The organism is Microcoleus sp. Pol11C2 (assembly GCF_036701505.1).
In the GTDB taxonomy this organism is placed as follows: domain Bacteria; phylum Cyanobacteriota; class Cyanobacteriia; order Cyanobacteriales; family Microcoleaceae; genus Microcoleus.
The window spans coordinates 58561-83054 of record NZ_JAUBQX010000030.1; the positions used below are offsets into that span (position 1 = coordinate 58561).

The following is a 24494-nucleotide window of genomic DNA, read 5'->3' on the forward strand; positions in this document are numbered from 1 at the left end:
TTCAAATTCTCAATCGAAAGTTGTCATGTCTAATTCCCCGACCCAAAATCCCAATCCTGAAAATATGCAAACTCTAAAAACCCCCCAAACAACCACACTTCAAACGCCCAAGCAAGACTTTCTTACTATTAAAGACGTATCGAAAGTCTACGAAACTCCTAAAGGCCCTTACGTCGTTCTCGACGGTGTAAACCTAACTATTAATGAAGGCGAATTTATTTGTTTGATCGGTCACTCGGGCTGCGGCAAATCAACTTTGCTGAATATGATTGCGGGATTCAACGGGCCGACAAACGGAGAAGTAGCCCTGGAAGGTTCGCAGATTACTGAACCAGGCCCCGACAGAATGGTGGTGTTTCAAAACTACTCGCTGCTACCGTGGCTGACTGCTACTGAAAACATTCACCTCGGCGTTGAAAATGTTTACCCGGAAAAGTCTGCAGACGAACACCATACGATCGTCAAGGAACACTTGGAATTAGTGGGGCTGACCGAAGCTTGTAACAAAAGACCGGGCCAATTGTCCGGGGGGATGAAACAGCGGGTGGCGATCGCCCGAGCTCTGGCAACTCGTCCCAAACTGTTGATTTTGGACGAACCTTTCGGAGCTCTAGACCCGATTACCCGGGAAGAGTTGCAGGAAGAATTGCTGAAAATTTGGCGGAAGGAAAAAATTACCGTCATTATGATTACTCACGATATTGATGAGGCTTTGTTTTTGGCCGATCGCATCGTGATGATGACCAACGGGCCTGCAGCTTCCATCGGCGAAGATATGCACGTTCCGTTCAGCCGTCCCCGCAACCGGGCGCGGATTATGGAAGACCCGAAATACTACGAACTTCGCAACTTTGCTTTGGAGTTCCTGTTTTCTCGCTACGCGCACCACGAAGAAGGTGAAGCAACGGACTCAGAGACAGAAGCCGTCGCGCTACCGATGCCATTACCTGCTAGCAAAAAGCCTGCGGTTGCTGACAGGCCGATCGCACCTGCACCTTTTGTGTCTCACGCTGCCGAACCCCCAGAAGGTTCGCCGATCAAACGCGGCATCCTGGCAGCCTCGTGGTTCGTAGCAATGGTTACTTTAGCTGCCGTCAATATGTCTGTTGTTTCCAGCCAGCTAAAGCAAGCGAAACTAGAAGAAACTGCACCGCAGGCGGCGACTGCGGCGGTTGTGAGTTCTCCCCCCAGCCCGCAAATCGCAGCAAGTTCGATCGCACCGACTGCTAGCCCTGCACCCATCGCTGCTGCTGCAAGTCCTGCACCGAATGCCAGCTCTGCAGCCATCGCTGCTGCAAGTCCTGCACCGAATGCCAGCCCTGCAGCCATCGCTGCTGCTAACAGCGCCGTCGCGCCCAATGCAGCAGCCAGTGCCACATCAGAGATTTCTGACCAAGCCGAACTCGATGCGATCGGACAGAAGTTGTATGCACAAATCGACCAAAAGTGGAGAACAATTCCAACGTTTACCGAAAGTTTGACTTATCGGGTCAAAGTAAAACAAAACGGCGATATTCTACAGTTCGATCCCACAAATAAAGCAGCTAAAGATTTCGTCAAAGAAACTCCTCTGCCTGTTTTGCAAACTCCTGCCGGTGCCACAGCAGGCGCTGAAAAAACTGCTGAGTTCCAAGTAACTTTTAGCCCCACCAACGGTGGCGTATTTGAAGTTAAATCAGGGAAGTAGGCGACATAATACTCCCGCACTAAATCTCACATTGCTATCAACAACTAGGTCAAAAGTATTACCTGGGCGCTTTTTGAACTAGACAAAAATTCCTCCTATCCCCCATTCTTGGGGGTGACAAGAGTTAGGTTGGAATTTCCTCGGTTTGAGGAAGATTTAGTAGCAGCCAGAAGCTGACTACAAGCGAGATCAAGCGCGATTTTTAGTAAGATAGCGGGTAATTTTAAATCAGGGTATTGTCCGTTTCTGGGAAGCATATATGCGGAAATTTAGTAATGATTGACACGTTATTTGCAGGAGCCCTCAGTTCCGGCTATAATGACAAATTACGAATTACCCATTAGCTTTCAAAAATTAGCATCTAAAATCACCAGATGGAAACTATAAAAACTCTTTGCCCATACTGCGGTGTAGGTTGCGGTCTAGAAGTTGTAGCCGACAAAAAACAAAGTTGGAAAGTCCGGGGCGATCGCAATCACCCATCGAGTCAAGGCATGGTTTGTATTAAGGGAGCAACCGTAACAGAGTCCATTCGGAGCGATCGGCTACTGTATCCAATGATGCGAGATACTCTCGACCAACCGTTCCGCCGCGCTAGCTGGGACGAAGCTTTCGATGCAATTGTTAATCGCATCAAAACAATTCGCAGCACCAGCGGCCCCGATGCTTTGTGCGTTTACGGTTCGGGTCAATTCGCCACAGAAGATTATTATATTGCCCAGAAACTAATGAAAGGTTGTCTGGGTACTAATAATTTTGATGCTAATTCTCGCCTGTGTATGTCTTCAGCAGTCTCTGGATACGTTCAAAGCTTTGGCTCGGACGGGCCACCTTGCTGTTACGACGATTTAGAATTAACAGATTGCGCTTTTATTATCGGCAGCAATACAGCGGAATGCCATCCGATCGTATTCAATAGATTAGCAAAATACCACAAAAAGCATCCAAATGTCAAGATGATTGTGGTAGATCCAAGGCGGACTCCGACTGCTGAAGCGGCGGATTTGCACTTAGCAATTAAACCAGGTACGGATATAGATTTGCTTAACGGAATTGCATATTTGCTGTTACGCAGGCAAGCAATAGATGCTGAGTTTATTGAAGAATGCACGGCGAATTTTTCAGCTTTTGCTGAGGTTATTAGTAGCTACACGCCGGAGTTTGTAGCCTCGCGCTGCGACATTACTGTCAGCGAGTTAGAAACGGCGGCAAACTACTGGGAACAGTCGCAGCGGGTTTTGTCGCTGTGGTCGATGGGGATGAATCAGTCGTCGGAAGGCACGGCAAAAGTGCGATCGCTGATTAATTTGCACTTGATGACCGGTCAAATCGGCAAACCGGGAAGCGGCCCGTTTTCCCTCACCGGCCAGCCAAACGCGATGGGAGGGCGGGAAGCCGGAGGACTGTCTCATTTGCTCCCAGGCTACCGTTTTGTGAAAAATGCTGAACACAGAACCCAAGTCGAGGAGTTTTGGGGACTCGCACCGGGAAGTATTTCCCCGAATCCGGGCCGCACAGCTTGGGAGATGATTACCGGTTTGGAAACTGGCGAAGTCGAGTTGCTGTGGATTGCAGCTACGAATCCGGTGGTTAGTATGCCGGATTTGGAACGCACTAAAGCCGCTTTGCTGCGATCGCCCTTTACTATTTATCAAGAAGCTTACTATCCCACTGAAACCTCCGCCTACGCTCACATCCTGCTGCCGGCAACGCAGTGGAGCGAAAAAACCGGAGTAATGACGAATTCCGAACGCCGCGTTACCTTTTGTCCCGGTTTCGACACTCCCTCCGGGGAAGCCCGCGACGACTGGAGCATTTTCGCTGAAGTCGGCCGGCGGTTGGGTTTTGCCGAACACTTTGCTTTCGAGAACAGTGCGGAGGTTTTTAAAGAGTACGCGCAGTTGACGCGGGGCCAGCCTTGCGACATGACCGGCCTCAGCCACGAATACATCCGCCAAGAAGGCCCGCAGCAGTGGCCTTGCCGGGAAAATGAGCCTGTGCATCCAGCGAACGAAGCGAAACGGCTGTATACTGACAGGCGTTTTCACACTCCTGACGCGCGGGCGAGATTTTCGGCCTATCACTCCCGGGGACTGGCAGAACCTCCGGATCCGAACTATCCGTTTGTGTTGACGACAGGGAGACTTTACGGACACTGGCACACGATGACGCGGACGGGTAGAACCGAGAAAATTAATCAATTGCACCCCGATCCGTTTTTGGAAATTCACCCCCGCGATGCTGCCAAATTGCAGATTAAGGAGGGGGATTTGCTGGAAGTTCGATCGCGCCGCGGCAAGGCGCAGTTTCCGGCAAAAGTCACAAAGGCGATCGCCCCAGGTACGCTATTTGTACCGATGCACTGGGGTTCTCTGTGGGCCGAAGCGGCTGAAGCCAATGCCATGACTCATTCTGCAAGCTGTCCAGATTCCAAACAGCCTGAGTTAAAAGCTTGTGCGGTGCAGTTGGTGCTGGTTGGGGCAGAAACAGCAGCAGAAGTTGCCGCAGAAGTTGGGGAATTTAATTGGGCAAAATCCACTCTGGCCGTCACTTCTTGAGCTGCCGCCCAACTACTGGATGTTACAAATCACCGCAGAACGAGCGGGAAGCCGCGGGCGATCGACATGGGGAGGAACGTGGTTGACTTTCGGCGAGACGTTCGGCGAGCGCTCAGTCGAACTATTGGAGATTTACTCCAAAGATGAATCTGGGCTCTTGAACAAGACTCTAAAATTTTGCACTCTTCGCGACAGGAGTCCGGGGCTTGTATCCGTTTTTGGGGTAACAACCTCTCTCGATCGAGCAATTTTGAACCCGGACATACCCTACACATAAATCTTAAATCCCAAATCCCAGATCTAAAAGCTAAAATCGTTATGCCATTACGCAGCCTAAAAACTGCGTTTCCCCGCCAGAGCTCGGAAACAAGGAAAATTAAATTTATTTATTCTGAGTTGTTCCTTCTTGATGGGGGGTTTTTCCTTCGGGAGAATGTCTTCTGGTGGATGCCTTGTGCGTTCTTTTTAATTAATTGAGTCAGACAATTGCAGTTTGCACCTATAGGTGCTATAATCGTTTTACAAGGCTTTATTTTCGGCAGTACAGTTCGTTCGATCGGCGTTCCTCCGGATTTAAATCTCTACACCCTCTGATTCTGGAGAATGTTCAATGTCAATCTATGTCGGCAATTTATCCTACGAAGTAACGCAGGAGCACCTCAACCAAACTTTTGGAGAGTACGGAACAGTAAAGCGCGTTCAGTTGCCTGCTGACCGGGAAACAGGTCGGATGCGGGGCTTCGCTTTTGTAGAAATGTCTACTGAAGCCGAAGAAGCTGCAGCCATTGAGGCTCTTGACGGTGCTGAGTGGATGGGTCGCGACCTCAAGGTCAATAAGGCAAAACCCCGCGAAGAACGTGGTTCTTCTAACAGCGGTAACTGGGGTAACAACGATCGCGGTGGCAATTCTCGTCGCTACTAAACCACCCGAGCTAAATTTTTAGCTCACTTGTGTATTCCGTCGGAGTAAGCTGGGATTCAACAATCATTCTCTGTTGAGAATAGATAATTAGCTCAGTGATAGCACCGCGCCTTAAAAGCCTCAAAATATTGCTAGACAATAGTTTGAGGTTTTTTTATGGCAAAAAATATTAATCAGGAGGTCGATGGCGTGCGATCGATTGCTAGCTGACCCGAACTATAAAATATAACAGGCAGAGAGAGCCTCCTTCCCCAGTACCCGGTTCCCGCTGTGCAACCACGCACTCGCAGAGTTTGGCGCTTGCAAAGTGTACCGAACAATGACAAAATCATCAAGAATGATGATTAAATCACTGGTATGCTGAAAAAAATATTTAGGCAAATTTTTAACTTAGGCAATGAGGAACAATTTCTGCATTTTACAGAAAGTGTAGAAGTAATAATATCGAAAATTTTATCACTCGCGATGATTTGGGTAATTCTCCTCAGCGTTTGCGATTTGCTGATTTTTTTAGCAAAAGAATGGGTAAACCACAGTGATGATTTGTTAAAAGACACGTTGTTTGTCATATTTGGGTTGTTTTTAAATGTTTTAATTGCTCTGGAAATATTGGAAAATATTACAGCTTATCTGAAAAAGCACGTAATTCAAGTAGAGCTAGTTATTGTAACTTCTTTGATAGCAGTATCTAGAAAAATCATCATTCTTGACCTGGAAAAGAAAACCGCAGCCGACTTGATTGGTTTGGCGATTGCAATTTTCGCGCTTTCCATCAGTTACTTGATAGTGCGGTCCACAAATAGAGGAAACGATAATAGTGGGCATTAGGAATGGGGGTTTGGGAATTGTTAATAACTAATATCATGTCCGGTCGATCAACCGGACATGATATTATTCCAACAAACCAGGAGGAGGCACAATTTCAATTCTGCCTTGTTCTAAGTCAACAATTGGCACAATCTCTTCCACAAAAGGAATCAAAATTTTTGTGGATTTAGGCTCTTTAACGCGAATTTTCCGTGGTTTGCGGGTATTTCTGGGGTCAGCGTTAGCTTGTGGAGTTTCAGGCTGTTTTGGCTTTTCTAATTCTGCGGCGACAGTTTCCGGCGCCGTTAGATTCGTTTCTACTTCTAAAAGGTCGTTACCTGCGGGAATAATATCACTTACCTTGCCTAGGATTTCCCCGGTTAACTGGTTAAAAACTTCCATACCGATCAAATCTTGGACGTAAAACTCATCAGATTCGAGGTAAGGTCGATCAGTCTTTTCAACAAACAACTTACAGCCCCGCAGCGCCTCAGCACTATCGCGGTCTTCCACACCCTCTACCTCTACAGCATACAGCCCTTTGCCCGGAATGTAGCGACCGCCCAAAAACTCGATCGGTTCCGGTTCACTTTTGTTAGGGCGCAAAATCCACCGCTTCCCGGGTTCGATAAACCTTTCCGGGAAATCCGAATCGGGATAGACTCGCACTTCCCCGTCCAAACCTTGAGCTGCTACAATTTTACCGATTTCTATCCACTCAGACATACATTATATCACTCAAATTGCTAGTAATTGATAATTGGTAATTGGAAATTGCTAATTGGTAATTGGTAATTAGGAATTGGTAACTAAGAATTATTCAATCGAACCTCTTGCGGATTGCCGTTAAATCCGTTAAACAATCTGTTGCCCAACTTCCATCTTCCATCAACATCCATCCGCTACATCCGTTAACTCCGTTAAAAAATCCGTTGCCGAACTTCCTTCTTTACACCAATCCTGTTCTCAGTGCTACAACTGCTGCTTGCACGCGGTCATCCACTGCCAACTTATTCATAATACCGCGAACGTGAGTTTTAATAGTATTTGGACTCAAGTAAAGCGCCGCTGCTATCTCTGGATTGCTGTTACCTTCCACCATTAATTTTAACACCTCCAATTCCCGCTGCGACAACTGGCCAAAAGTAGTTGTAGAGGCAGGTATCGGGGGTTTCAGGTGTTCGATGACAGTCCGGGCAATTTGAGGGTCAAGATATGTAGCGCCCTCTGCTGCGGCTGCAATCGCTGCTAACAGCCTGTCTACGGAAGCACCTTTAATACAATAAGCATCAGCCCCGCTAGAAAGGGCAGCAATAATTTCAGTTTCTGCCGTGTGAGAAGTTAACATTACTACTCGAACTTCTGGCAGTTGTGCTTTAATTTGCTGCGTCGCTGCTATGCCGTCGAGCCGCGGCAAACCGATATCCATTACAATAATATCAGGTTTGAGTTTCAGTGCGGCTGCTACGCCTAAATAGCCGTCTTCTGCTTGTCCTACTATTTCTATTTCTGGGGAATCGGCTAAAACTTGCTCTAATCCCAGTTGCATCATCGGGTCATCTTCAACAATTAAAATTTTCATAATACGGAGGAAGAAGGAAGAAGGAAGAAGGAAGAAGGAAGGAAGAATATTACTTAGTTATTAATATTTTACATCAACTTACACCGAACCAATAACAACTAACAAATAACTACTGACTACTGACTAACTTTTAAAACCTCCACGAATTCGCCCGGTACAATCCAGGTGTCCCCCGGTGGCAAAACTGCTAAACCACTTGTATTGGCGAGATTAATTAAATTTGCTGAATTTTGGCTGCCGCTAGCAGGTTCAAATTCCCACACTCCCATAACTAAATGTAGTTTACCCCAAACATAAGTTTCGCGCTTGCCGGGGGATGGCAATTCAGAATTACACCTAGCTTTGACAAACTCCGGCCCCCAAGCATCCGCGGCAAGCCCAGAAATTTTTCTCAAAGCAGGCACAACAAAACGCCAACAGCAGACTAAAGCCGAAACCGGATTTCCCGGCAAACCAAAATAGAGACAATCCGAACTCAAACTCGGCGAATCATCATTTTTTTCACCTCGTTTAAACGCAGCAACCGTTAAAGGTTTCCCCGGCTTAATCGCCACAGAACTAATGTGAACTTTTCCTCCCAAATCTGCCAAAATTTTCTCGACATAATCGTAGTCTCCTACCGAGACGCCCCCCGTAGAAAGCACCACATCCCCCGTCGCAACAGCCCGGGATATCGCCTTATTTAACGCATCTTCATTATCAGGAACAATCCCCAATCGAATCGGTTCAAATCCCATCTGTGCCAACAAAACCGTCAAAGCATACTGATTCGAGTCTACCAGTTTCCCCGGTGCCAAAGGTTCGTCAGGCGATACCAATTCGTCACCCGTAGAAAAAATTGCCACCCGCAGCCGCCGATAAACGGGAACTTGAATGCACTGGGCAGTTGCTAACACCGCCATTTCAGGGGCATTGATAACTGTACCGGGAGTTAGCAAAGTTGTTCCTGCTTGATAAAAAGCGCCTTTGTGCCTGACAAATGCTTGCGGTTTTTCAGGAGAAACTAAGATAAAAATACGATCGCCCTCACGCCTCGTTTCTTCCTGCATTACCACCGTATCAGCACCCGCAGGCATCACCCCACCCGTAAAAATTCGCGCCGCTTGCCCGGATTGGACGGTATTTTGAGGCTGATATCCGGCTGGAATCTCTTCAACTACTTCGAGTACCACGGGTTTTTCGGCACTACATTTTTCCACATCCGCAAACCGCACCGCGTACCCATCCATTGCTGAATTATCCCAATAAGGAAAGTCCAGGGAACCAGTGACTGGTGCAGCCAAAATGCGCCCCGATGCTGCCAGCAAGTCTACAGTTTCTACATCCCGCTGACTGTCGAGGGGTTGCGCCAAATTTAGAACGATCGATTCTGCTTCTTTCACTGACAGCATCACTGTCTCCTTGTTTTGATAATACTCATGATTAAGTTTAGCAAAATATCCAGAGATATTGGTGATATAATTTTTTTGTATTTGGGCAGTAAACCTAATTGTGGGTATTAATTGCTTATGACTATTTCGCGCTTTGTTGTCAGACTAAATTGTTTATCCTTATTAGTGGTTGCGCTACTGATATTTTTCACTCAACTTTCAGGGTTAAAAATCAGCGATTTATTTTTTCAGCCTTATTTTTCTCCCCATCCCAATGTCGCCTTGTTAACTCGGACTTTCCAAATTTTATGTTCTGTACCAGTCGTTGTTTGTACTTTCACCTATGGATTAGCTAAAACTCTTAAACCGTGTCCAAAACAAAATAGATTTATTTTATTTTCCGCTCTTTTAACAGGTGGATTTCTGCTGAATCAAATTTACAGAATTCATATATATATGATACCCGTAGGAATTCCCAAGCTAGGAGTAAGTCTTTTGTACGCCCTTCTTTTGTCTTCCTACGGATGGTTTTTTAGGCGAGAACTACAGTTAACTCCCTACCAAATATTGTTAGCTGGTTTGGGCTTGTTGTTTTGTGCGATCGGCGTGGATTCCCTGCATTTAAAAAATAAAATATTCTCCAGTTTACTAGAGGGAGTACCTAAATTGCTTAGCGAAATAAACATTGCATTTTATTATTGGTATGTCTGTAAGTCTTTCCTCCAAAAAGCTTTATATAAAAATATAAACAGCTCGTTATAAGTAGGTGATATAATGAGCAAAAGTGCAGAAAAAAAATATTCCTAAAATTCTCTTTATCTATCACTAATATTTACAGCATCGGCATCGCTCGGCATTGAGCCGCATTCATATACATTATCTGGCTTAAAAATCCCAACGCATCCTGATAAAATACCATGATAGCAGTTACCATCAACTTCAACTCGATCGCCAAAATAACCGACGACCAATTTTATCAACTGTGCCGCGAAAACCCCGATGTCAAATTTGAACGCAACGCCCAAGGAGAAATAATCGTTATGTCACCCACAGGAGGAGAAACCGGAAATTACAATTCAGAAATTAATGCGGATTTTGTGATTTGGAACAGACAAAGTAAACTAGGAGTTTGTTTCGATTCTTCAACTTGCTTCCAACTGCCCAGCGGTGCCAATCGTTCTCCCGATGTCTCTTGGATTCAAAAATCAAGGTGGGAGGCACTAACTCCCGAACAAAAACAAAAATTTCCACCGATTGCCCCGGATTTTGTCTTAGAGTTAATGTCGCCCACCGATAGTCTAAAAGACACTCAAGACAAAATGCAAGAATACATGAATAACCAAGTAAAATTAGGCTGGTTAATCAACCGCAAAACCCGCCGAGTCGAAATCTATCGCCAAAGACAAGAAATAGAAGTTTTGGAATGTCCAACAGAACTTTCAGGAGAAGATGTTTTGCCCGGTTTCGTGCTAAACTTGAAAACACTATGGCAATAACTAGACATCCTGCATCTATCAGCGTTTATTTGCATTCATCTGCAGTTTAACAAAATCTAATGGAAACCAATACAGAAACCACTGCAACCACTGGCTTAACAGCGGAACAACACAAACAGAAAATGCAGCGCCGCCAAGAAGTGCAATCACAGCGAATCGCTAACTCCTCCAAAGAAAAAGGTTTAATTATAGTTAATACGGGTAACGGTAAAGGTAAAACTACAGCCGCTTTGGGAATGGTTGTGCGATCGCTCGGTCACGGATACCGCGTCGCTATAGTACAATTTATTAAGGGAGCTTGGGAACCAGCAGAAAAAGCCGTTTTTCAACTCTGGGAAAAACAGCTAGAATTCCACGCAATGGGGGAAGGCTTTACCTGGGACACGCAAGACCGCGATCGAGATATCGAAACAGCTCAAAAAGCCTGGGAAAAATCCCTAACTTTCATCTGCAATCCCGAATTTAAATTAGTTCTTCTAGATGAAGTCAATATAGCATTAAAACTAGGTTATTTGCAAGTCGAGCAAGTGCTTTCCGGGTTAGAACAAAAACCAGAAGAAACCCACATTATTTTAACAGGCAGAGGCGCCCCGCCAGCGCTAATCGAACGCGCCGACTTGGTGACAGAAATGACTTTAGTTAAGCATCCATTCCGAGAACAAGGCATTAAAGCTCAACCAGGTATTGAGTATTAATGTTTTTTGTAGTCAAGACTTTTTCCCCCATATAAAATTTCAAATAAAGCTATGCTGGCAAGGTTAAAGTAAAAGTTGACCCCTTGCCAAACTCGCTACTCACAGTAATTTCTCCCCCCAGCATCTGAGAGTATTTCTGGGCTATTGCCAAACCCAAACCCGTACCTCCGTACTTGCGGGTAGTCGAAGCATCAGCTTGCGTAAAAGGTTGAAATAACTTTTCTAGCTGTTCAGGAGTCATCCCAATCCCCGTATCAGTACACTTAAAAATTAACCGTTCAGAATGCCTACTATTAGAGTCATTTTTAATTCTTTCAACGCTGAGTGTAATTGTTCCTTGATGAGTAAATTTAGCTGCATTGCTGAGCAAATTAAACAAAATTTGAGTAAACTTAATTTGATCGGAATACAATTCGCCAATATTATTAGGACACTCCACATTCAGGCGATTTGTGTTTCGCAAAAATAGCGGTTCAACAGTGCTGGCTACATCTTGAACTGCCTCCGACACGTCAAAAGTTTCTAATTCAAGTTCCGCGTGACCGGCTTCAATCTTCGACAAGTCGAGAATATCATTAATTAATGTTAGTAAAAGCTGACCTGAATTGTGAATTCTCTCCAAATCCGACACAAAATTTTCTTCACCTAAATCTAAAGCCTCTTCTTGCAGAATCTCACTGTAACCGATAATCGCATTCAGAGGAGTTCGCAGTTCGTGACTCATGTTAGCCAAAAACTGACTTTTAGCCAAACTAGCTGCTTCTGCTGCTTCCTTTGCTTGGTAAAGTTCTGCCTCGGCTTTCAAGCGGTCGGTCACGTCGTGAGCCAGCACTAATTCAGCATTTCTGCTATCAAATAGCATGGCATAAGAAGTAATTTCTACATCAATAATTGTTCCGTCTTTTTTCTGGTGCTGCCACACACCTGCAAACTCAATACCGGCATCTACTTGGGAGATATTTTCTAGCAATCTCGGCAGCTCTTGGGGGGGACGAATGTCCGCAACGGTCATCTTGAGAAATTCGTCGCGAGTGTAGCCGTAGTGTTGGACAGCAGCCTGATTGACGGCTATAAATTCCAGAGTTTCTAAATCGTAAACCCACATCGGATGGGGGTTATTTTTAAACAAAAGTCTGTAGCGTTCTTCCGAGGCTCGCAGTTTGGCTTCGGCTTGCTTGCGCTCGGTAATGTCGCGGACAACAGTGCAAATAATCTCGCGACCGCCGTAGGAAATCACGCTCCCGCTCACTTCCACGTCCACGCAGGAACCGTCTCGGCGGCGGTAGAGAACTTCGCCAATTCTGAATTGTTTGTCCGTCAGCAGCAACTCGATATTGTTGTCAATTAGGTCTTTAGAGTAAGCGATGATATCGTAAATAGTCAGTTGCGAAATCGCATCAGGACTGTAATCGAGTAAGTCTCTAAACGCTGTATTGGCTTCCAAAAGGCGTTTGGTTTGAGCGTCCCACAGGAAAATACAATCTGTAGCTTGCTCGACTACGGCTCGGTAGCGGGCTTTTTCCTCAAGTTGTTCGCTTTCGGCTTGGGCGATCGCACTCAACATTCCGTTGATAGTATGGGCAAGGTCGGACAACTCATCTTCGCCCGTAACCGGCAGTCGCACCGAGAGGTCTTGGCTGCTGCTGACGCGCTTCACTGCTTTCGACAAACCGCTCAACCGAGACAGCACCAGACGCTCTAGCAGCAGCAGAGTGCAGCCGACAAACCCAACTCCGGCTAACGCTACAGACACCAGCAGGTACAGCAAACTAATTTGACCTTGGCGGTATATTTCTCTGGGGATATCCACCCGCAGCAACAGCGCCGGTTGATTATAAATATCGCGGATCAGAGCGTAACCCGCGATCGACTCTTCGCTTAAAGGACGCACCAAAATCGGTTTTTTTTCCGACAGTTTCTCCCGCGCTTTCTGAAAGTCTACAGGCAACCGAGGCTCATTAACGCTGTGTACGATCAGCGGCAAGCGAGTAATTTTAGAAACCCTCGCAATACCCGCAGCATCCAAATTGCGCCCGAATACCAGCGTGCCCCGGATCGGGCCGGTGCTTTTAGTCGTAAGAATTGGTCGGGAACTTATCAGTATCGGCCCTGACGGTAGCAGCAGGATACCAGCGAGGCTGCTTTTAACGTTGGGGTGCTGCAACAGCGGGTCACTGAGAGAAATGCGCCGTTTTAATGCTTCTGGAACAGGAGTTAGTTTCAGCTTTTCGCTGTCTAAACCCGTACCGTAAACTATTTTGCCAGAAGTATTGACAAATACGGCTATATTAACTCTCACATTAGCCAGCCCTTCTGGAATTAAATTGGAGTCAATGAATTTTGAGTTGCGGTTTTGGATGAAAGCGTAGGTGTCGTCCCAGGACGACCAGTCGGCAAAGCGCGAGTTGAAGTCGTCGGCAGTTTGCCCGAACACGCTGAGCACTCCCCTGACAACCTGTGTGGCTTCTTGTTCCTCTGCTTTGATCAGGCTGCCCAAGAGGATGCTTGAGGAGGCGGCATACAGAATGCCTGTCAGTCCAGCGATGGTAATGCCAACGATCGATAGTGTTTTCCAACGCAGTTTCATCTTGCCATGTGTGTGGTGTCCGTCCGAAATTCTAAACTCAGGAGCAATTTTACTGCTGTTTCCTGAACCCTGAGCGAAAGCAATTTGGTCCGGGGGCCCCCGATGTATCAGTGGGGTTGCTTTCTTTAATTCTAAAATCTAAAATCTAACATCTAAAATCTAAAATCTAAAATAGATTGACTGCTGACGCAGCGCGTGTTTCCTACTTTTCCCACACCTGCTGCTGGTGAGCTTCCTTGCAAATACCCAAGATGCGCCGATCGTTCTCGCTGATGGTAGAAATTGGGTAATACTGTTCCAGGTTTACGGAGTAGGGAGAGCGAGTGCCGTCGTAAGTGTCCACTACTGTTAAATTTAACTGAGTTCGATCGCTTGTGCCGTAAAAACAGTAAAAAGCAGACCGAGGCAGGTAAAAAGCGCCTACTACCTTACTCTGCCGCATTTCAAATACAAAATATTCTTGTTTAATTTCATCTGGGTTGCTCGACTGACCGTAGAGGTAAATTCCCTCTCCTAAACCTGTGCTAGCTGTATCTGGCGCAGGATTTGGGGGGGATTGCCAGCTCAAAATGTCGGATTTGATGTCCGAGTCCTGTGATCGGTGTGCGGAGAATGCGATGCTCAAGTTACCGGGCGAGAGAGCAAGCACGATCGCGATCGCTTCTAAACTTCCTGTCAATATCAAATAAGTCAAAACCACTCCAGACCCCAAAATTTAAAATAGCTGGTTCCAAGCGCCTCTTGTACCAGTTTCACAAAGATCGTAGAGAAACCGGGTATTTGGCTTAATGTTGGCTATTAACTTGAAGGAACGATCGCCCGCCCGGTTCCTGAACTTAAATCTAAGATTAGTTTGGACCAATTTTGCCTCCGCCCCGATCGCGCGATCGACCCCTAAAATAATACCATTTTAGATTTTTAATTTTAGATTAAAGAATTGAATAATTTGGCGTGACGTATTTCATCAGGGTTTGGAGCACCGGTCTACAGTTGCATTCTTTTTTTTAACTGGTATAAAAGTATCCTTCCCACCAGCGCCAACACGAAAAAAAAAGTTGAGATTTCCCAAAATCTCAACTTTTTTAGTGACTAACTAGCCAAGTATTCTCGGACTTGAGATTGGCGGCGCCGCAGGTGGGCAAGGGCTTGATGTTCTAGCTGCCGCACCCGTTCCCGGCTGAGATTTAACCGTTCTCCGACTTTCGCCAGAGACATTTCCGTGCCGTCTTCCAAACCGAAGCGCAGAATTATTACATCTCGCTGCTGGGGGGTAAGTTCTGATATCAAAGTATTGAGGTCTTGCCGCAGTAATTCCGAGGTAATGTAGTTGTCGGGAGATGCCGTTTCGTCTTCTAAGAGTTCTTGCAATTCGGTATCTTGGTTGTCTCCTACCCGCAAGTCCAAAGAAACTGGATGTCTAGCCATCAGCAGGTATTCCCGAATTTGGGAAGGGTGCAGTTCCAAGGCTGCGGCAATTTCCCCGGGGGAGGGAGATCTGCCCAACTGCTGCGTGAGTTCCCGCTGCACCTTTTTGATTTTGTTGAGTTTTTCGGTGATGTGAATTGGCAATCGAATTGTGCGGGCGTGTTGAGCGATCGCGCGGGTAATTGCTTGCCGAATCCACCAGTAGGCGTACGTGGAAAATTTGTATCCCCGCATCGGGTCAAATTTTTCGACTCCTCGTTCTAAACCGAGGGTGCCTTCTTGGATTAAATCCAAGAATTCCATATTGCGTTTCTGGTATTTTTTGGCGATCGCCACTACTAGCCGCAAATTGGCTTCAATCATCTTTTGCTTGGCCCGCCGCCCTATGTGTAAGATGCGGCTAAGTTCAGGTTCGGTCAACTCCATTTCGGCAGCCCACTCTTGATTCGTCAGATCCCGCTGCCATTCTTTAGCAAGTGCTTGTTTTGCTTCGATTAATTTCATCATTTGCTGCACCTGCTTCCCGAAAACAATTTCTTCTTCTCGGGTTAGCAGGGGTACGCGACCGATCTCGTGCAGATAGGTACGAACCGTATCCGTTGAGGAGTATGGCCGGCTGCCCATGCGATCGGCTTTCACTGTTTTGTTTTTGGGGGTTGTGGTGGACATGGGTGAGTATTGCACTCCTTGTAACAACAGATAAAAAGTTGGTGATACCCTGTCCCACTTTTGCAAGTGGGATAAAGACTGCGACAAAGGGGATGTTTCCCCTCATGTTTATCGGTGACGATCGGTAGAAGCTTTTTGTTTGGGATTACTTTTGTGCTGGATTTTCCAGTAATCCCTGTCGATTTTCGGTAGCTCGCTAGCTTTAACGGCTAGTTCAAGGCGAAGTGAAGCAAGAGTTTAGTTTTCTCAATATTATTCCCAATTTTGAGGATCGTAAAGGGTAAAAACCTCTGTCTTAAGGTCAAGATTCTACATTTTTCCTTAAGGTTTTGAATTCCCTGTTAGTTTTAACTGCCACTCAACTTCACAATACTCATGCAAACAGACTCATGCAATTCGAGGGCTTTGTTTTGCTCTCTGTTCCATCATCGCTTGAAATTTTCTCGCTGCCTAGATGGTGGGATGCGAGATAACCGAACTCGATCGCCGTATTAGATGGGAGTAACTGTTTAAAATATTTCTTGACATTTTTATTTAAATATGCTAATCCAATTCTGCTACGAGTAACGACAAGGTGTATAAAGGCTGGCTGTTGCCCTGTTTGACTTTCATTGTGCTGCGAGGCTCCATCATCTCCATCATGTTTAAGCTTAGGCAAATTTTGGGCAGTTAGGGATGAGGGGTGAGGGGGTGAAAGGGGAAAAGCTTTTTACGCAAAGCTGGGGCCTAATTTTTTTGAGGTTCGATCGCACTTTTTCGTTTATAACTCAGGCAAAAATCAGATATTTCTGTCATTGCCCGCGATCGCCAATTCTGCGCCCCGACTAATTTACAGTAACATTTGCCTAATTTCTGTAATGAATCCAGCAGTTGTCAATCTAAAATCCCAAATCCATTTTAGCAGATTCTGCCTCGGCAAATACTTGTTCATCGGGCATTTCTTGCCAGTCAATATCCCCAATCTCTCTGTAGAATTGCTCGTCATAGGGGCGAGTTTGCACGACTACGGGCATCGGTACGGCGTGCCCCAAAACTAATGCTTGCTGTTTGGAGTCGAGTTTTGCCAAAACAGAACGCAAACTCTGCCCTCCTGAAACGCCGGTAAAAATAGCATCGATGTCTTTATCGTCGTTTAGCAAAGCTGTGATCCGGGTGCCGACTTGCGACATGACTTCGGCGTCGATGCCGGAGGGACGCTGGTCTACAATCAGCAGGGTTACGAAGTATTTTCGCATTTCTCGGGCAATTGTACCGAAAATAGTCGATCGCACGATCGCCGGATCGAGAAAGCGGTGAGCTTCCTCTATGGTAATCACCAATGGCTGCGGGCGATCGCACGGATTTTTACTCTGCAAAAACTTCTCTGCTTTCCGCACGTAAGCTTGGTGAATGCGGCGAGTAATCACATTTGCCGCCAACATATAGGACAGCAAATCCGAGTGGGAACCGAACTCAATTACTACATTCTTCCCGCCATCCAAACACTGCAAAACTTCAGTTACATAATTTTTCGGACAACGTTTGCGAATGTATTTCAAATCATTCAATCTCTCTAACTTTCGCTGCAAAGCCATAATCGAAGACTTATTTCCCCGCTTTTCTTCGCAAAACATTTGGATATCTTCGTTGGTCATTTCCAGCAACTTGTTTATCCAACCACTTCCCAACTCATTTCGCAAAATAATCGCATTTTCGATACTAGCTTCCGACAAATTCAACTCGCGCTGCACTAGCGCGATGTCTTCCACTTCAATTTGATCGAAACTTAAAAATAACTCTTGAGCGTCGCGGACTCCCCGGCGTTTTGTCGATTCTGGATCGAGGGTATAAATCTGCATTTTATCGGGAAACAACTGCCGCAAACCTTTAACAGTGCTGAACTGTTTCCCTTCCGAAACAGCTTCCCACCCGTATTCCGAGTGCATATCAAAAATTAGATTGACAGCAGCTTGCTTGCGAATAATTCCCGATAGAAGCAAGCGCGTCAGAAAAGATTTTCCCGTTCCCGACTTGCCAAAAACGCCGTTGCTGCGTTCCACAAATCGGTCTAAATCCAAGCATACAGCAACGTCCATGTCAATCGGTTTGCCGATCGCAAAATTGCGGCGGTACGGGTCATCTTCCCAGCCAAAAACTGCTCGAAAATCAGTTTCTTTGGCATCAAACACCTGCGAAAAGTGGCTGGGAATAGTTTTAACCGGCAGCAACTCAATATCCGCACCCGTTTGTGACTCAAAAGAAGCCAAATTTCCTAACGCCAGCTTATTCTCGCGAACTCCGCCGTTTTTCGTCGGGTCGAAAATTGCCTGCTGTTTTTCTCTCTCAGCAGTCAACATCAACATCGGCGACAGTTCGATCGTACCGTAGGTGCTGCTACCTGCTAGCACTGCGAGCAGAAAATCGTCGTCGGGATTGGGAGGATTCGATAAAATGCGGGCGCTAGAAGTTCCGAGAGACACGTCGGTGAGCATACAGAAAAAGTGCGATCGCACCCCCCGCACTACTAGAAATTTCCCCACCCTCATATCTTCCACCGAAACATCGGCGTGCAGTCGCACTTCTAATCCCTTGCTCAGGGAACCTTGAATAACAGAGCCTAACGGTCGATCCATTTTAGATTTTAGATTTTAGATTTTCGATTGTTAATAATCGGGCAATTTTCGCGGGGCGAGTTTTGATTGTAGATTTTTGATTGTTAACAGTCAACTAATTACCATTCCGATTCTAATGGCAATTCAAAAAAACTCGGACTCAGATGTATATCTGTCAAATCCGTTTCGCTCAAATAAGCGTCGGTCAAAAATACCCCTTTTAAACTTGCGCCTTTGAGGTTAGTACCTTTCAGGTTAGCACCTCTGAGATTAACTCGGAATAAATGAGCATCGCTCAAGTCTGCCTCAGTTAAATCTGCTCCCTCCAAATTTACTCTCATCAAATCTGCTTTTCGGAGATCAGCTTCGTTTAACTTAGCGCCACTGAGGTTAGCTTTTGTCAAGTCTACACCTCTCAAGTCGGCCCCGCTCAAGTTAGCGAACAGCAAAGTAGCTCCGGTGAAATCTGTCTCCCTCAAATCGGCATCTCTTAAATTAGCACCGCTGAGGTCAGCCCTTGTTAAGTCTACACCCCGAAGGTCAGCAGAACTCAAGTTTACTTGGTGTAAAATTGCGCCGCTTAAATCGGCTCCTCTCAAATCTGTTTGCTCCAAGTTTGCACCTTTGAGGTAAGCTTTTTTTAAGCTAGCTCTGCTGAGATCTACATTTTTGAGATTGACCGAACTTAAGTTAGAAGCGCTCAAATTAGCTCCGCTTAAATCTGACCCGTTTAAGTCGGCTCCGGTTAAGTTTACCCCTTGCAGCGATACATTGGGAGCAATTAAATAAGCTCCGCCCAGAGCGGGGTCAATGCCTTCTGAAAACAATGTTTTGTTGCTGTAAACAGCTTTCTCCAAAATCGTACCGCTCAAACTAGCTTCCCTCAAGTCCGCTGCGCTGAGGTTGGCTCCTGCTAAGTTTGCCCGATCGAGTTTTGCGCCAAATAAAATAGCTTTGTATAAGTTTGTCCGCCGCAAATCGGCTCCTTTTAAATCGGCTTCGGTCAAATCTACCATAGCCAGATTTAAGCCAGGGAGCGAAGCATTGGGAGCTAGCAAAAATGCTCCCATTGCACCCGGATCAATATCATCGGGAAAGATAGTCCGGTTGTTGTATACCGCCTTGTCTAAAATGGCGCCACTCAACTGAGAACCGCGCAAATCGGCCCCACTGAGGTTGGCTCTGGTTAAGTTGGCTTCGTGGAGATTTGCTCCAACTAAATTAGCCTTGATCAAACTTGCTTGTTTGAGGTTGGCACCGGTGAATTCGGCTCCTACAAGATTAGCTTCTCGGAGGACAGCACCAGTCAAATCGGCTCTAGTGAGGTTAGCTAAATTAAGAAATGATTCAGCTAAATCCGCCCCGCTGAGATTGGCGCCGCTGAGGTCGGCTTCAATCAGGTCTGCATACCTGAGCATAGCGCCACTGAGGTTAGTTTCTTGGAGATCCGTGCCTCTGAGGTTTGCTCCCCGGAGTTCCGCACCGCCGAGGTTGGTGCCTTTAAGTGCTTGTCCCCTGAGATCGAGTCGGTGCAGAAAGTCACCAACGTTCATTTCCATGTCAAATTTACCCTCTCTATTCCGATAGCTGGCAAAAGTATAGTCATTTATAGACATGGGAGGCTTTAAGCCCCTCCCCCTTCACTTTTACTTTGAGCGGATTAACCCGCCTCGGCTGAACTACGCAGCTCCCTATCCCATTGCTGAACGCATTTGGGATTGCTTTTCTGAGGATGTTGTAGGAAGCGTTGATATCAGAATTAATTAACTGACCAGTCGATGTTTTGTATAAACCTCGCTTGATACGCTTACCAGTAAACATCGGCTCTTTTTCTGTTTTCCCGTAGACAGGGATTGGGTCTAGACCCACGAAGTTGGCCCGCGATGTGTAGGATTCTTCCTGCACAATTACATTGATTCCCGCCAACCGAGCTTTGTACTCCAACATTTCAATTAATCGAGAGTGAGGAATACTAACAAAGTTTTGGTTGGTTTGCTTCCCTAGATTAATTTCAGTTTTCCACTGTGCATTCTTGCCAATTACTAGCGTCCCAATTTGTTTTGTATTTAAAATCCCAACAATCAGGCGACTAGCATGATGCAAGTAATTATCAACTTTTTGATGGCGACAACGAGTTAAGCGCTGAATCCTGGGTGACGTTTTGCGGTTCCCTTTTAACTGGGATTGTAATCGTGAAGAGCGTTTGTTGTAGAACTGATTAATCGATTTCAATGGTCGCCCGTTGATCAACAAAGGGATAAATCCCGGTTGATTTGAAGTTAACGCCACTAAATTATCTAGTCCTAAATCAATACTAGCTACAGAATTTGCGGTGCCAAGAATGGACTCCGGTTCATCATAAATTACCTCAATTACATAGGAATCACATTTCGGAACCAGCCTAACTTGGCAAATCTTATCAGGAGCGATTTTGGTTTTGATTGAAAGTTCAGTACCCGAAAGTTTAATGATTCCTTTCTTCAACTGTTTACTACTAATCGCTTGAATCGTGTAGACGAGAAGGTTTCGCCCTTTGGTTTTGTCTTTGTACTTTGGCAATTTTGGGCGACCTGTGAATTTTGAAGAATCAGCCTTGTAAGCTTTAACTGCTTCAAAAAATGATTTCCAATTCTTGTCTAACACCATTAAGATTTGCTGGCTTACTTTGGCAGGCAAAGCCTTGTAGGCTTCATGAGACTTCATCAATCGGTTCATTTCGTTATAACTGACATAACCCCATCCATAAATAAAGCTCTGACGAATGACGTAATTGGCGGCATTGTAGAGGTTTTTGGACTTGAAAGCTAGTTCGTCTATTTGGGCGAAACGGTGTTCCGTTGATTTAATGATGTGCCTCTCTGTTAGTTGCATTTGAGACTTCCGTTCTTTGGGCTATGCGTATTCCTTGTTCAACACTCACAACAATATAATACCATTATTGTTTATAATTGCTTATAAACTAAATGAAGTTTTACAATACTTTTTGTCTAACCTTTGAAATCAAGTTAGATATTCTGAAAGTATCTTTGCTGAGTTCTGGTCAAAACCATTGTAATCATCAATAGCGACAACTGGCGCATCTGGCGGATAGTGTTCTGGAATATGGTCAATTGCTACCCAAGGTGAGTTTTCTGCTTGATTTTGTCGAAGATACTCAAGAACTTCCTGGTGTCGTAAATATTTGTCTTGGTGAATATTTTTGGGGTTGAGAAAAGGGGTGAATCCGATAATACGGATAGCGATATCTGGTGAAAATAATGGCTGGATTACCTCGAAGGGGAATATTTCACGCCAGGATGATGAAATTACTACTCGCACATTAGGATAGGAACGAAGAACATTTTCCAAGTGATTAAGGCAAGCTGAATTAAATTTAATTATGTTTTCTGGTTCTGCATATTTTTCATATATTCTGTTAGGAATAAGGACACCATCAATATCTAAGAAAATTAACATTAAGTAAAATTTCTATTGAATGATTTAAGGACTATTAATACTTATTAATAACAATATAAATGTGCATCTACGATACTCTATCAAGTGTTCGCTGCATCGACTTGTTAGACTGCAATCAATATTGTTATTCACAGTTTTTCTGGGCTGCTGCTTTCTGACGAAAGGAAGATGTTGGTATCAACAAGTATTGTTCTGAAATTCACTGTTTTTCTGGGCTTGGGCCTTCCCCCCTGCTGGGATAGGGGGGGTTGCCTTCTACCTTCTGCCTTCAGGGAATAGGGGCAAAACTGTAGATTTTTTGAGGTTCGAGCCGCTCGCAAATTCCGGTTAATTCCGACAAAAGGAATGTCTCGCGATCGAGCTGGACTTGCAGGGTTTTGAGCGGATCTCCACCGGAGGAAACCATGAATTCTAATGTTTGCAAATTCGGCTCAGTGCTGATTTCGCCCAAAATTTGACCGATCGCCTTGACGTAAGGATGGTTTGGATCTTTGTACCAGTCGGGGGCTGCGAGTCCGGGTTGATCGAAGCCGAGGTGAACGATGAGGGAGCCTTCTCCGAAAAGGGCTATTCCCACCGGCCGCGCTTCTTCTTGCAGAAGCAAGTGCTGGTTAGCCGCCAAATGCCGCAGTTTTTCGAGGTGTTCGTACCGATTTTGAATGGCAGAATCTTCCTCTTTTCCTTCTGGTTTCTGGCTTCTACCTTCTTCCTTCGTTTCGTTCCACTGAATCGCCACTGTTACTAAATAAGTTTGCAGTAGCATATGACCGAGTTTTTCGGCTTTTGTTGCCAGATAGATCGAGTTGTAATCTGTGGCTTCAATTAGTAAGGGGACGCGATCGGCTACTTCAATCCCGTAACCTTTCAAACCCGCAATTTTGCGCGGGTTGTTGGTAATCAACCGAATTTTTTTAACTCCCAAATCGTTGAGCATTTGTGCTCCGACGCCGTAGTTCCGCAAGTCGGCGGGAAATCCCAACCGTTCGTTGGCTTCTACCGTATCCAATCCCAAATCTTGCAGCGAGTAAGCTTTTAGTTTATTTACCAATCCAATACCCCGACCTTCTTGGCGCAAGTAAACTATGACGCCAGAACCGACATTTTCGATCATTTTCAGCGCCGCTTGCAGTTGCATCCGGCAGTCGCAGCGCAGGGAACCCAAAGCATCGCCGGTCAGGCATTCGGAATGCACCCGCACCATCACGGGTTTGTCTTTAAATTCTGCCGGGTCGCCCTTGACAATAGCAACGTGTTCTGAATTGTCTTGGGTGTCGCGGTAGGCGTAAATCATAAACTCGCCGAATTGAGTGGGCAATTTGGCGACGGTTTCGCGGCGGACGAATCGATCGTGCTTGAGTCGGTAGCTAATTAAGTCGGCAATACTGATTATTTTTAGGTTGTGGGTTTTCGCGTACTCGATCAATTCCGGCAACCTCGCCATCGAACCGTCGGGGTTTTGAATTTCGCAGATGACGCCGCTGGGATACAGGCCGGCGAGTCTGGCGAGGTCAACCGAAGCTTCGGTGTGACCGGCGCGTTTGAGGACGCCACCGTCGATCGCCCGCAGGGGGAAAATGTGACCGGGACGGCGCAAGTCTTGAGGTTTGGTGTCCGGGTGGATGGCTACTTGGATGGTGCGGGCTCTGTCTTCGGCCGAGATACCGGTACTGACACCGTTGACTGCATCGATGCTGACGGTGAAGGCAGTTTGGTTGTTGTCGGTGTTTTTGCTGACCATCAGGGGCAATTCCAGGCGATCGAGCCTTTCGCCACTCAAGGCTAGACAAATCAAACCCCGCGCGTTCACGGCCATAAAGTTGATGTTGTCGGGGGTGGCGAATTGGGCGGCACAAATCACGTCGCCTTCGTTTTCGCGATTTTCGTCATCGACTACTACCACCATGCGACCTGCTTTGAGGTCTGCGAGGGCGCTGTCGATCGAGTCAAATTGAAATAATTGTGTTGAGGAGTTGTTATTTGGCACTGAGGAGTTCAAGCTATAAAATGTTATGGAAATAGAATGTATTTGTGATTGTAACCTTTTGTTTCCGACAGGGCGATTTCCCAGTCCAGATGAGTTTGACAATATTTCTCAACTCACTTACTATAATTATTGCATCTTGTCAACAAAATCTCTCCCCAATATTTCATGAGCTTGACTGAGATCGCGAATATTTTAGGTAAACCGTACTTCCAAGCTCCTAATTGCGTAATTTATAACATGGATTGCTTGGAAGCATTGAAGCTGCTACCCGATCAATTTGTAGATTTAACCGTTACCAGCCCGCCTTATAACATCGGCAAAGAGTACGAAAAATCCTTGGTATTAGATGAGTATTTAAACTGGTGCGAGCAGTGGATAGCGGAGGTTTACCGGGTAACGCTCGATCGAGGAGCGTTTTGGCTTAATTTAGGTTATTTGTCAATTCGCGATCGGGCCAAAGCAATTCCGATTTCCTAGCTGCTTTGGGACAAAGTGCCTTTTTATCTGATTCAAGAAGTTGTCTGGAACTACGGCGCGGGAGTTGCGGGCAGCAAGTTCTTTTCACCCCGCAATGAAAAGTTTCTATGGTATAGCAATCCTAAATGATTTTCTATATTTATAAACAATCCTAAATAATTTTCTGTGTGTAAGTATATTGACGTATT

General features: G+C 45.7%; 19 protein-coding genes. 8 read left to right on the top strand and 11 right to left on the bottom strand.

From position 1 onward, the window contains the following. Positions 1-25: 25 nt before the first annotated feature. The 4 genes from QUA42_RS17660 (at position 26) to QUA42_RS17675 (ending at position 5995) form a co-directional block, all read left to right on the top strand. Positions 26-1687, top strand: a complete 1662-nt coding sequence (locus tag QUA42_RS17660) for a nitrate ABC transporter ATP-binding protein (protein ID WP_333138664.1) — start codon at positions 26-28, stop codon at positions 1685-1687. A 374-nt stretch (positions 1688-2061) separates the two neighbouring features. Further along, on the top strand, positions 2062-4245 hold the full coding sequence (locus QUA42_RS17665; protein WP_333138665.1) for a nitrate reductase: 2184 nt from the start codon (positions 2062-2064) through the stop codon (positions 4243-4245). Positions 4246-4855: 610 nt separating this feature from the next. Next, positions 4856-5167 (top strand): RNA recognition motif domain-containing protein, encoded by a 312-nt coding sequence (locus QUA42_RS17670; protein WP_332948676.1) that lies wholly within the window; start codon positions 4856-4858, stop codon positions 5165-5167. A 357-nt stretch (positions 5168-5524) separates the two neighbouring features. Then, positions 5525-5995 carry a phosphate-starvation-inducible PsiE family protein gene (locus tag QUA42_RS17675; RefSeq protein ID WP_333138667.1) on the top strand — a complete coding sequence of 157 codons (471 nt, stop codon included), beginning with the start codon at positions 5525-5527 and terminating at the stop codon, positions 5993-5995. Between the two features lie 63 nt (positions 5996-6058). Here the strand turns inward: QUA42_RS17675 and rimM are convergent, their stop codons facing one another. The 3 genes from rimM to QUA42_RS17690 all read right to left on the bottom strand — a co-directional run bounded on the left by rimM (position 6059) and on the right by QUA42_RS17690 (position 8947). Beyond that, positions 6059-6700, bottom strand: coding sequence for a ribosome maturation factor RimM (gene rimM / locus QUA42_RS17680; protein ID WP_333138669.1), 642 nt, complete (start codon positions 6698-6700; stop codon positions 6059-6061). A 223-nt stretch (positions 6701-6923) separates the two neighbouring features. Further along, positions 6924-7556 carry a response regulator gene (locus QUA42_RS17685; RefSeq protein ID WP_015179099.1) on the bottom strand — a complete coding sequence of 211 codons (633 nt, stop codon included), beginning with the start codon at positions 7554-7556 and terminating at the stop codon, positions 6924-6926. Between the two features lie 116 nt (positions 7557-7672). After that, entirely contained in the window at positions 7673-8947 is a 1275-nt protein-coding gene (locus tag QUA42_RS17690) for a molybdopterin-binding protein (protein ID WP_333138671.1), read from the bottom strand. A gap of 117 nt (positions 8948-9064) precedes the next feature. Between QUA42_RS17690 and QUA42_RS17695 the strand changes: the two genes are divergently transcribed. The 3 genes from QUA42_RS17695 to cobO all read left to right on the top strand — a co-directional run bounded on the left by QUA42_RS17695 (position 9065) and on the right by cobO (position 11117). Next, positions 9065-9688: a hypothetical protein gene (locus QUA42_RS17695; RefSeq protein WP_333138673.1), complete on the top strand. Its 624-nt coding sequence runs from the start codon at positions 9065-9067 to the stop codon at positions 9686-9688. A gap of 155 nt (positions 9689-9843) precedes the next feature. Further along, on the top strand, positions 9844-10422 hold the full coding sequence (locus QUA42_RS17700) for a Uma2 family endonuclease (protein ID WP_333138674.1): 579 nt from the start codon (positions 9844-9846) through the stop codon (positions 10420-10422). A 59-nt stretch (positions 10423-10481) separates the two neighbouring features. Then, positions 10482-11117 (top strand): cob(I)yrinic acid a,c-diamide adenosyltransferase, encoded by a 636-nt coding sequence (cobO, locus tag QUA42_RS17705; protein ID WP_333138677.1) that lies wholly within the window; start codon positions 10482-10484, stop codon positions 11115-11117. A 49-nt stretch (positions 11118-11166) separates the two neighbouring features. Here the strand turns inward: cobO and QUA42_RS17710 are convergent, their stop codons facing one another. From QUA42_RS17710 to ribBA, 8 genes are all read right to left on the bottom strand, one after another. Continuing rightward, a complete protein-coding gene (locus QUA42_RS17710; protein ID WP_333138678.1) occupies positions 11167-13704 on the bottom strand; it encodes a CHASE4 domain-containing protein in 2538 nt (845 codons plus the stop codon). 202 nt (positions 13705-13906) lie between these two features. After that, positions 13907-14404, bottom strand: a complete 498-nt coding sequence (locus tag QUA42_RS17715; RefSeq protein ID WP_333138681.1) for a hypothetical protein — start codon at positions 14402-14404, stop codon at positions 13907-13909. Positions 14405-14793: 389 nt separating this feature from the next. Continuing rightward, positions 14794-15798, bottom strand: a complete 1005-nt coding sequence (locus QUA42_RS17720; protein ID WP_333035894.1) for an RNA polymerase sigma factor, RpoD/SigA family — start codon at positions 15796-15798, stop codon at positions 14794-14796. Between the two features lie 878 nt (positions 15799-16676). Then, complete coding sequence (locus QUA42_RS17725; RefSeq protein WP_333138683.1) at positions 16677-18410, bottom strand: ATP-binding protein; 1734 nt, start codon at positions 18408-18410, stop codon at positions 16677-16679. Between the two features lie 98 nt (positions 18411-18508). Next, positions 18509-19948 (bottom strand): pentapeptide repeat-containing protein, encoded by a 1440-nt coding sequence (locus QUA42_RS17730; protein ID WP_333138685.1) that lies wholly within the window; start codon positions 19946-19948, stop codon positions 18509-18511. A gap of 43 nt (positions 19949-19991) precedes the next feature. Next, positions 19992-21260 carry a transposase gene (locus QUA42_RS17735; RefSeq protein WP_333138687.1) on the bottom strand — a complete coding sequence of 423 codons (1269 nt, stop codon included), beginning with the start codon at positions 21258-21260 and terminating at the stop codon, positions 19992-19994. A 129-nt stretch (positions 21261-21389) separates the two neighbouring features. Further along, a complete protein-coding gene (locus QUA42_RS17740; protein WP_333138689.1) occupies positions 21390-21845 on the bottom strand; it encodes an HAD domain-containing protein in 456 nt (151 codons plus the stop codon). Positions 21846-22113: 268 nt separating this feature from the next. Further along, on the bottom strand, positions 22114-23829 hold the full coding sequence (ribBA, locus tag QUA42_RS17745; protein WP_333138691.1) for a bifunctional 3,4-dihydroxy-2-butanone-4-phosphate synthase/GTP cyclohydrolase II: 1716 nt from the start codon (positions 23827-23829) through the stop codon (positions 22114-22116). A gap of 165 nt (positions 23830-23994) precedes the next feature. Between ribBA and QUA42_RS17750 the strand changes: the two genes are divergently transcribed. Continuing rightward, complete coding sequence (locus tag QUA42_RS17750; protein WP_333138693.1) at positions 23995-24306, top strand: DNA methyltransferase; 312 nt, start codon at positions 23995-23997, stop codon at positions 24304-24306. The last annotated feature ends 188 nt before the right edge of the window (positions 24307-24494 follow it).

Coding starts and splice junctions, on each gene's coding strand:
- QUA42_RS17710 (WP_333138678.1), bottom strand. CDS start 13,704: ATGAAACTGCGTTGGAAAACACTATCGATCGTTGGCATTACCATCGCT.
- QUA42_RS17660 (WP_333138664.1), top strand. CDS start 26: ATGTCTAATTCCCCGACCCAAAATCCCAATCCTGAAAATATGCAAACT.
- QUA42_RS17725 (WP_333138683.1), bottom strand. CDS start 18,410: ATGGATCGACCGTTAGGCTCTGTTATTCAAGGTTCCCTGAGCAAGGGA.
- cobO (WP_333138677.1), top strand. CDS start 10,482: ATGGAAACCAATACAGAAACCACTGCAACCACTGGCTTAACAGCGGAA.
- QUA42_RS17700 (WP_333138674.1), top strand. CDS start 9,844: ATGATAGCAGTTACCATCAACTTCAACTCGATCGCCAAAATAACCGAC.
- QUA42_RS17730 (WP_333138685.1), bottom strand. CDS start 19,948: ATGGAAATGAACGTTGGTGACTTTCTGCACCGACTCGATCTCAGGGGA.
- QUA42_RS17670 (WP_332948676.1), top strand. CDS start 4,856: ATGTCAATCTATGTCGGCAATTTATCCTACGAAGTAACGCAGGAGCAC.
- QUA42_RS17750 (WP_333138693.1), top strand. CDS start 23,995: ATGAGCTTGACTGAGATCGCGAATATTTTAGGTAAACCGTACTTCCAA.
- QUA42_RS17740 (WP_333138689.1), bottom strand. CDS start 21,845: ATGTTAATTTTCTTAGATATTGATGGTGTCCTTATTCCTAACAGAATA.
- QUA42_RS17735 (WP_333138687.1), bottom strand. CDS start 21,260: ATGCAACTAACAGAGAGGCACATCATTAAATCAACGGAACACCGTTTC.
- QUA42_RS17675 (WP_333138667.1), top strand. CDS start 5,525: ATGCTGAAAAAAATATTTAGGCAAATTTTTAACTTAGGCAATGAGGAA.
- QUA42_RS17720 (WP_333035894.1), bottom strand. CDS start 15,798: ATGTCCACCACAACCCCCAAAAACAAAACAGTGAAAGCCGATCGCATG.
- rimM (WP_333138669.1), bottom strand. CDS start 6,700: ATGTCTGAGTGGATAGAAATCGGTAAAATTGTAGCAGCTCAAGGTTTG.
- QUA42_RS17695 (WP_333138673.1), top strand. CDS start 9,065: ATGACTATTTCGCGCTTTGTTGTCAGACTAAATTGTTTATCCTTATTA.
- QUA42_RS17665 (WP_333138665.1), top strand. CDS start 2,062: ATGGAAACTATAAAAACTCTTTGCCCATACTGCGGTGTAGGTTGCGGT.
- QUA42_RS17685 (WP_015179099.1), bottom strand. CDS start 7,556: ATGAAAATTTTAATTGTTGAAGATGACCCGATGATGCAACTGGGATTA.
- QUA42_RS17690 (WP_333138671.1), bottom strand. CDS start 8,947: ATGCTGTCAGTGAAAGAAGCAGAATCGATCGTTCTAAATTTGGCGCAA.